At 69.6% G+C, this 7,550-nt stretch carries 6 protein-coding genes; 3 read left to right on the forward strand and 3 right to left on the reverse strand.

Annotated elements, in window-relative coordinates:
• The first annotated feature begins 13 nt into the window (after positions 1 to 13).
• A complete protein-coding gene (locus HY703_10465) occupies positions 14 to 1,051 on the forward strand; it encodes a hypothetical protein (protein ID MBI4545610.1) in 1,038 nt (345 codons plus the stop codon).
• A gap of 20 nt (positions 1,052 to 1,071) precedes the next feature.
• Here HY703_10465 and HY703_10470 read toward each other — a convergent pair whose 3' ends face one another.
• The 3 genes from HY703_10470 to HY703_10480 form a co-directional block, all read right to left on the reverse strand.
• Positions 1,072 to 2,775 carry an amidohydrolase gene (locus HY703_10470; GenBank protein ID MBI4545611.1) on the reverse strand — a complete coding sequence of 568 codons (1,704 nt, stop codon included), beginning with the start codon at positions 2,773 to 2,775 and terminating at the stop codon, positions 1,072 to 1,074.
• A gap of 116 nt (positions 2,776 to 2,891) precedes the next feature.
• A complete protein-coding gene (locus tag HY703_10475) occupies positions 2,892 to 3,782 on the reverse strand; it encodes a tetratricopeptide repeat protein (protein MBI4545612.1) in 891 nt (296 codons plus the stop codon).
• Between the two features lie 4 nt (positions 3,783 to 3,786).
• Positions 3,787 to 4,641 (reverse strand): Ku protein, encoded by an 855-nt coding sequence (locus tag HY703_10480; GenBank protein ID MBI4545613.1) that lies wholly within the window; start codon positions 4,639 to 4,641, stop codon positions 3,787 to 3,789.
• Between the two features lie 47 nt (positions 4,642 to 4,688).
• On the opposite strand from HY703_10480, the gene ligD reads away from it, so the two are divergent.
• Both ligD and HY703_10490 read left to right on the forward strand, forming a co-directional pair.
• On the forward strand, positions 4,689 to 7,271 hold the full coding sequence (gene ligD / locus HY703_10485; GenBank protein ID MBI4545614.1) for a DNA ligase D: 2,583 nt from the start codon (positions 4,689 to 4,691) through the stop codon (positions 7,269 to 7,271).
• Positions 7,272 to 7,340: 69 nt separating this feature from the next.
• Positions 7,341 to 7,550 (forward strand): hypothetical protein (locus tag HY703_10490; GenBank protein MBI4545615.1); only part of this gene is annotated, 210 nt, incomplete at its 3' end.

Consider the following 7,550-nt stretch of genomic DNA (forward strand, 5'->3'; position numbering starts at 1 on the left):
GTGGGAGAGCGCAGTGAACCTGCGCAGCCCCGGCTTCGAGGTGAACGACCTCGCCTTCCTGACGCGCGCAGACTACGTCTGGATGAACACCAACCTCGGGCGCCAGTGGACGCAGCCCACGCGCTGGTACCGCCGCGCCGACCTCATGCTGGGGGCACAGCAGCAGTACAACTTCGACGGCGACCTCACCGACCGGCAGTTCCACGGCTGGGCGGGCAGCCAGCTCGCTAACTACTGGTGGATCAACGGCATGGCCATCCACCGCCCGGAAACCTTCGATGACCGGCTCACCCGCGGCGGCCCGGTCGTACGCCGCGCGGCCAACTGGTTCGTCGCCGCCAACCTGAACACGGACTGGCGCAAGCCTGTGGTGCTGGGCTTCTTCCCCAGCTACGGCTGGAACGCGGAGGGCAGCCACAGTTCCAACCTGGGCATGGACCTGCGCCTCAAGCCGACCTCGAGCTTCGCCGTCTCGCTAGGGCCGTCCTTCAGCCGCAGCGGCAGCACGGCGCAGTTCGTGCGCCGCTTCGATGACGGGAACGCCAGCCACTTCTACAGCCAGCGCATCGTCTTCGCCGACCTGGTGCAAAGGACGCTGGCCATGGACACCCGACTGAGCGCGACCTTCTCGCCCACGCTCACCCTCGAAGTGTTCCTGCAGCCTTTCGTCGCCTCGGCCGATTACCGCAACTTCAAGGAGTTCGCCGCGCCGCGCCGACTGGCCAAGAACCGCTACGACGCCGCGCAGCTCCGGGCCATCTCCTCCGCAGAAGGCCGGGACAGCGCCTACGTGCTGGATCCCGACCGCGACCCCGCCACCCGCAACTTCTCCTTCGCCAATCCCGACTTCAACTTCCGCTCGCTGCGCGGCAACGCCGTGCTGCGCTGGGAGTACCGCCCGGGCTCGACCCTCTACCTGGTCTGGCAGCAGGAGCGGAGCGGCAGCGAGCCGTTGGGCGACTTCGACTTCAGCCGCGATGCCGCGGCAGTCTTCCGCGAGAAGCCGAACAACATCTTCCTGATCAAGGCCACCTACTGGTCCGGGAAGTAAACCGAACCGGCCCCTCCCCCTTACTCTTGACCAGCCGCCTTGTCCAGCGCCTGGCGCTGGTAGCTGACCTGGCCCCCCACAATCGTGTAGTCCACGCGCGCGTCCAGGATCGCCGCCTCCGGCACGCTCAGAATGTTCCTGGAAAGGACGACGATGTCCGCCAGCTTGCCGGGCGTGAGCGAGCCCTTGATGTCCTCCTCGAACGCGGCGTATGCATTGGCCAGGGTGTAGGAGCGGAGCGCCTCCTCCCGCGTCATGCGCTGCCCGGGGTAGAAAACCTCGCCGGTGCTCATGCGCCGGGTGACCGTGGCATAGAAGCAGCCAATCGGGTCCACATCCTCGACCGGCGCGTCCGTGCCGTTGCTCACCACCGCCCCGCTGCGGAGCAAGCTCCGCCAGACGTAAGCGCCGGATTCGGCCCGCTCGGGGCCCAGCCGCTTGAGCACCCAGGGGCCATCCGAGGTGGCATGCACACCTTGCATGGACGCAATCACTCCCAGTTGGCCGAAGCGCGGGATGTCCGCCGGATGGAGGTGCTGCGCATGCTCGATGCGCCAGCGCACGTCCCTCTTCTCCGGGTGCGCCCGGAAGACCTGCTCGTAGACGTCCAGCACCTCGCGGCTGCCGCGGTCGCCAATTGCATGAGTATTGACCTGGAAGCCGTGCTCGAGGGCCAGCTCGGCCACGCGACGCAGCTCCTCCAGCGGCTCCAGCGTGTGGCCCGTCTCGCCGGGCAGGTCCAGGTACGGCTCGAGCAGCCAGGCGCCGTGCGTGCCCAGCGCGCCATCGATCTGCCGCTTGATCGAGCGTACGGTCAGGAAATGATTGCCGTACCCGATGAGGCGCTGCGCCGAGAGGTTGGCGGCCAGCTCGTCGTAGCCCTGGGTGCGGATCATGGCGTACATGCGGACGGGAAGGCGGCCCTCGTCGACCAGCCGCTTATAGAAGTCGATCGTGGGGAAGGAGACCCCGGCGTCGTGGAAGCTGGTGATACCCTTGGAGAGCGCCTCCTCGGCCGCCAGCTCGGCAAACCGGCGCGTCTCCGCCTCGACCTGCTCCGGCGCACGCCCGGCCTGCGCCCGCGCCTGCGCCTCGCCCACCAGCCGCTGCGCCGACTCGCGCAACAGACCCGTGGGATTACCCTCGGCGTCCCGCACAATCCGCCCGCCGGGCGGGTCCGGCGTCTCGCGCGTGATGCCGGCCAGCTCGAGAGCCCTGGCATTGGCAAAGCCGGCGTGCCCACTGGCGTGTGTGAGAATCACGGGATTGTCCGGGCTCACCCGGGACAGCTCGTGATGCAGCGGCACGCCATCAATGGTCACCGGGGGCGGAGGGTTCCACTTCTCCTGGTGCCAGCCCCGGCCGGTGATCCACTCGCCCGGCCGGGCGCGCGCGGCCGCCGCGCCCACCATAGCGACGATGTCGTCCCAATTATGCGCGCGCGTCAGGTCCAGCATCGCCTTGCGCCGGCCCAGACTCAGGAAGTGGCCGTGCCCCTCGATGAAGCCCGGCATGGCCAGCCGCCCTTGCAGGTCGATCACGCGCGTGCTCGGGCCAATGGTGCGCCGGATCTCGGCGTTGCCGCCTACTGCGATAATGCGGTCGCCCACGACCGCCAGCGCCTCGGCCCGCGGCCGGGCACTGTCCACGGTCACGACCACGCCGTTGTGCAGCACCAGGTCCGCGGGCAGGATCTGCGTCCGCGAGCTGCAGCCCCCGGCCATCAGAAGGGAAAAGACCAGGGCGGACAGCGCCGGAGGCCGCCCGACTGCGAGTCGAGAGGTCACGTGTTTCTCCTGGGCACGGTTACGCTGATTCACTGCAGCCGCACGTCGGCCCACTACTGGTTTCGCGCGGGTCCGAGAAGATGGGGCCGGGAGCGGTGCTCGACTAGGCCTTTGTAGCTCTTGAGGTGGCGCAGCGCCGCGACGCGGTCGCCCTGGCGCTCGTAGAGGCGGGAAAGGTTGAAGTGCGCGTCGGCGAAGTCCGGCTGGGCCTCCAGCGCTTGATGATAGGCCTGCTCGGCCTCGGCTGGCCGGCGCAGGTCCTCGAGCGCTATGCCGAGGTTGAAGGCCGCGGTCGCGTGGCGCGGGTTGGCCGCCAGCGCGCCGCGGTAGTGCCTCTCGGCGTCGCTTACGCGCCCGTCCTCGTGCAGCAGTCTGCCCAGGTTGACCAGTGCGTCCGCATGCGTCGGGTCTTGCTCCAGGGCACGCACGTAGGCGCGCCGCGCCTCGGCCCGCGCACACGCCTCCAGGTCCAGCGCCAGGGCGTACCAGTCGTCCGCGTCCATCTCGCCGCCCGCCTCCTGCGCGGCCTGCACCGCGCGACGCGCCAGTGGCTCGACCTGCGTGGCCAGTTCGGAGACGGCAAAATCGAAGAGGAACTGCCCCGACTCCGGGTTCCAGGTGGTCCGGCCATCGCTCACCAGGACGCGGTCGCCCTGGGCGGCGATGCGGACTTCCGATAGCGAACGGCCGCGCGGGAGCTGCTGCTGCAGCCGGCTCAGTGCCCGGCGGATGCGCCGCGCCGGCACCCGCGCCGCGGCCAGCCCCTTGGCCGTGCGCAAGAGCACCAGGTCCTGGAAGGAGAAGCGATACTCGCCGCGAGGGCCGCGGCCCGGTGTGAGGAAACCGGAGCGGGCGAACGCCCGCACCTGGCGTATGGGTAGACCCAGCAGGCTGGCGACGTCGCGCGAGGTGTAGGACTTCATCGCCCCCGCCCGTCGGACCAGGTTTCTAGCGCCTGGCGGCTGCCTTTGTCGCCGCCGGCCGGCGCTCGACCCGCCTGGCTGGCTTGCGCTCCGCCGCCGCACCCGGCTCGGCCCTGGCCAGACTGGCCTTGAGCGCCTCCATCAGGTCGATGATCTGCGTCTTCGGCTCCTCCGCCGGCGCCGCCGTGATGTCCTCCCCCTCGACCTTGCGCTGGATCAGCTCGAGGACCCGCTCGCGCACGTCATCCTGGTAGGCGGCTGGACGGAACGCGTCCGATTTGATCTGCTCGACGAGCTGCACCGCCAGCTTCAGCTCTTCCGGCTTGACCTGGCCATCGCCAATGGGCACTTCCGAGAAGGAGCGCACCTCGTGCGCGTAGCGGAGCTGCTCCATGACCAGCCCATTCTCCATGGGCCGCAGCAGCACCAGGTACTGCTTGCCGCGCGCGGCATAGCGCCCCAGTGCCGACATGCCGGTCTCGCGCATGGCCGCGCCCAGCAGCCGGTAGGCGCGGTCGCCGCCCTTGTCCGGGCCCACGTAGTACGACTTCTCGACCCAGATGCGGTCCACCTCGCCCGCGGGCACGAACTCGGCAATCTCGATCGAGCCGTCGCCCTTCTCCTCCAGCGCCTTCAGCTCCTCCGTGGTGAATACGACGTACTTGTTCTTGGCGAACTCGTACCCCTTCACCATCTCGTCCTTCTCGACCTTCTCCCCATCCTGCGCGCACACGTACTGCTGCTTCAGCCGCGAGCCACACTTCTGGTGCAGCCAGTTGAACGAGATGTTGGCGGACGGCTCGCCCGCGGCGTAGAGTTTCACCGGGACGGAAACCAGGCCGAACGAAACTGTGGCGGAACCGATTGGACGTGCAGCCATAACAACAGTATAGCCCGAGTTTCGAGGACCCCGCAAGGGATAAACCATTGCCTGATTCCCTGAAAGCTTACCGGGAGAAGCGCGCGCTCGAGCGCACCCCCGAGCCGGCCGGCGCGGTGGCGGAGGCGACGTCGCACCTGTTCGTCATCCACAAGCACGCGGCGCGGCAGCTCCATTACGACCTGCGCCTCGAGATGGACGGAGTGCTGCGCTCCTGGGCGGTGCCCAAAGGCCTGTCGCGCGACCCGGCGGAGAAGCGCCTGGCCGTGCGGGTCGAGGACCACCCCCTCGAGTACGGCGACTTCGAGGGCGTCATCCCGGAGGGGAACTACGGCGCGGGCGCGGTCATCGTGTGGGACCGGGGCGAGTGGGTGCCGGTCGAGGATCCAGCACAGGGGCTCGAGAAGGGGAAGCTCCTGTTCGAGCTCAAGGGCTACAAGCTGCGCGGCCGCTGGACGCTGGTGAAGCTCAAGAAGAGCGAGAAGGACTGGCTCCTCATCAAGGAGCGGGACGCCCTGGCCGTGGCCGGCGCAGACGACTTCTCCGAGGCCTCCGTCCTCTCCGGCCTCACGGTCGAGGAGCTGGGTGCCGGCGGGGACCGGGCGGCGGCGCTGCGTGCAGAGCTCGAGCGGCTGAAGGCGCCGCAGCGGGCCGTGGCGTTAGCGGAAATCGAGCCCATGCTGGCCGAGACACGGGACCAGCCCTTCTCGCGCGCGGGCTGGATCTACGAGCTGAAGTACGACGGCTACCGCGCGCTGGGCGGGCGAGCGGCGGGCGAGGGGCAGCTCCGCCTGCGCAGTGGGGCTGACGCGACGGCCACTTTCCCCGAACTCACCCGGGCACTCGCCGCCCTGCCCTTCGACGGCATCATTCTGGATGCCGAAATCGTGGTCTATGACGACGCCGGGCGCCCCAGCTTCCAGCGGCTGCAGCAGCGCTCGCGGCTCACCCGGCCGGCGGACATCCGGCGCGCGGCCGTCGAGCTGCCGGCCTCACTCTACGCCTTCGATCTGCTGGCGCTCGAGGGGTTCGACCTCCGGACACTGCCGCTCGTCGAGCGGAAGGCCCTGCTCCGCCGCGTGCTGCCGCCCGCCGGCGCACTGCGCTATTCGGACCACATCGAGGAGCAGGGCGAGGCCTTCTACCGCGAGGTCGCCAGGCTGCAGCTCGAGGGCATCGTCGCCAAGAAGGCGGACTCGCGCTACCGCGCGGGGCGCTCGGCCGACTGGATCAAGGTGCGCGTGGACCGGACCGACGACTTCGTGGTGGTAGGCTTCACCCGGCCCGGGGGCGCGCGCGCGGGCTTCGGCGCGCTGCACCTCGCCGCCTACGAAGACGGGCGGCTGGTCTACGCCGGGCGCGTGGGCACCGGCTTCGATACCAGACAACTGCAGGCGATCCGCGCCGAGCTGGACGCGCGGTTGCGCGACTCGCCCGCCTGCGAGGGCGCGCCCAGCGGCAAAGCCCACGCCTGGGTCGAGCCGGAACTGGTGTGCGAGGTGCGCTACAAGGAGTGGACCGAGGAAGGGCTGCTCCGCCAACCTGTGTTCCTGCGGCTGCGCGAGGACAAGCCGCCGGAGCAGTGCGTGAAGCGGGGCGGCGCGGCAGCCCTGGAGGCGACCGCGCTTGCAGATGCGGATGCGGGCGCCCATGCGGGCGCAGGCGCGCGCAGCCGTGCGCGCAAAGGCGCCGGGGCGGGCACGGGCACGGGCACGGGCACGGGCACGGGCACGGGAGCGGACGAGAGGGTGGTGCATTTCAGCAACCTGGACAAGGTGTTCTGGCCGGAGGAGGGGTACACCAAGGGCGACCTAATCGCATATTACCGCGCGGCCGCCCCGTGGCTGCTCCCGTACCTCAAGGACCGGCCGGTAGTGCTGACGCGCTATCCCGACGGCATCCAGGGCAAGTCCTTCTTCCAGAAGGATGCGCCCGAGTTTGCGCCCGAGTGGATCCGGCGGGTGCGTCTGTGGAGCGAGGACTCGCAGCGCGAGCTCAGCTACTTCGTCGCCGAGGACGAGCCCGCGCTCCTGTACATTGCCAACATGGCGTCCATCCCCCTGCACATCTGGGCCAGCCGTGTAGCCACCCTGCAGCTCCCGGACTGGTGCATCCTGGACCTGGACCCCAAGGAGGCGCCATTCCGACACGTGGTCGAGGTGGCGCGCGCGCTGCACGCGTTGTGCGAGGAGATCGAGCTGCCCTGCTATGTGAAGAGCAGCGGCTCCTCGGGGCTGCACGTGCTCGTGCCGCTGGCACGCCAGTGCACCTACGAGCAGTCCCGGCTGCTGGCAGAGCTGCTGGCGCGCGTGGTGGCCGCCGAGCTGCCCGAGGTCGCGACGATCCAGCGCGTGATCTCGAAGCGGGATGGGCGCGTGTACGTGGATTACGGGCAGAACGGGCACGGCCGGCTGCTGGTCGCGCCCTTTAGCGTACGCCCGCTGCCCGGCGCGCCTGTGTCCACGCCGCTCGAATGGAAGGAAGTGAATGCCCGGCTGGACATCGCCAGCTTCACGATCCGCACGGTGCCCAGACGGCTCGCCCGCATGAAGCACGACCCGCTGCGTGCCGTGCTCGAGGCGAAGCCGGACCTGGCGGCGGCCCTGGAGCGGCTGCAGGCGCGGCTATGAGTCTCTACCCGGTGGAACCGTGATCGGGGTCCGCGTCCGCTCGTCGGAAGGGCGTGTAGCGGTGAGGCCATGAGCTCAGCCCACGGGCCTCTCGCCACCGACCACGAGATTGACGCTGGGACGACAGCGGGGCGTGTCTCCGGGCTGGTGCTTCGCCCGGAAGACGCCAGGGCACTGTTCGTCCTGGCGCACGGCGCGGGCGCCGGCATGCGCCACCGCTTCCTGGAGGCGGTGGCGCGAGAGCTGGCGGCGCGTGGCCTCGCGACGCTGCGCTACCAC

This window comes from Gemmatimonadota bacterium (assembly GCA_016209965.1).
Lineage (GTDB): Bacteria > Gemmatimonadota > Gemmatimonadetes > Longimicrobiales > RSA9 > JACQVE01.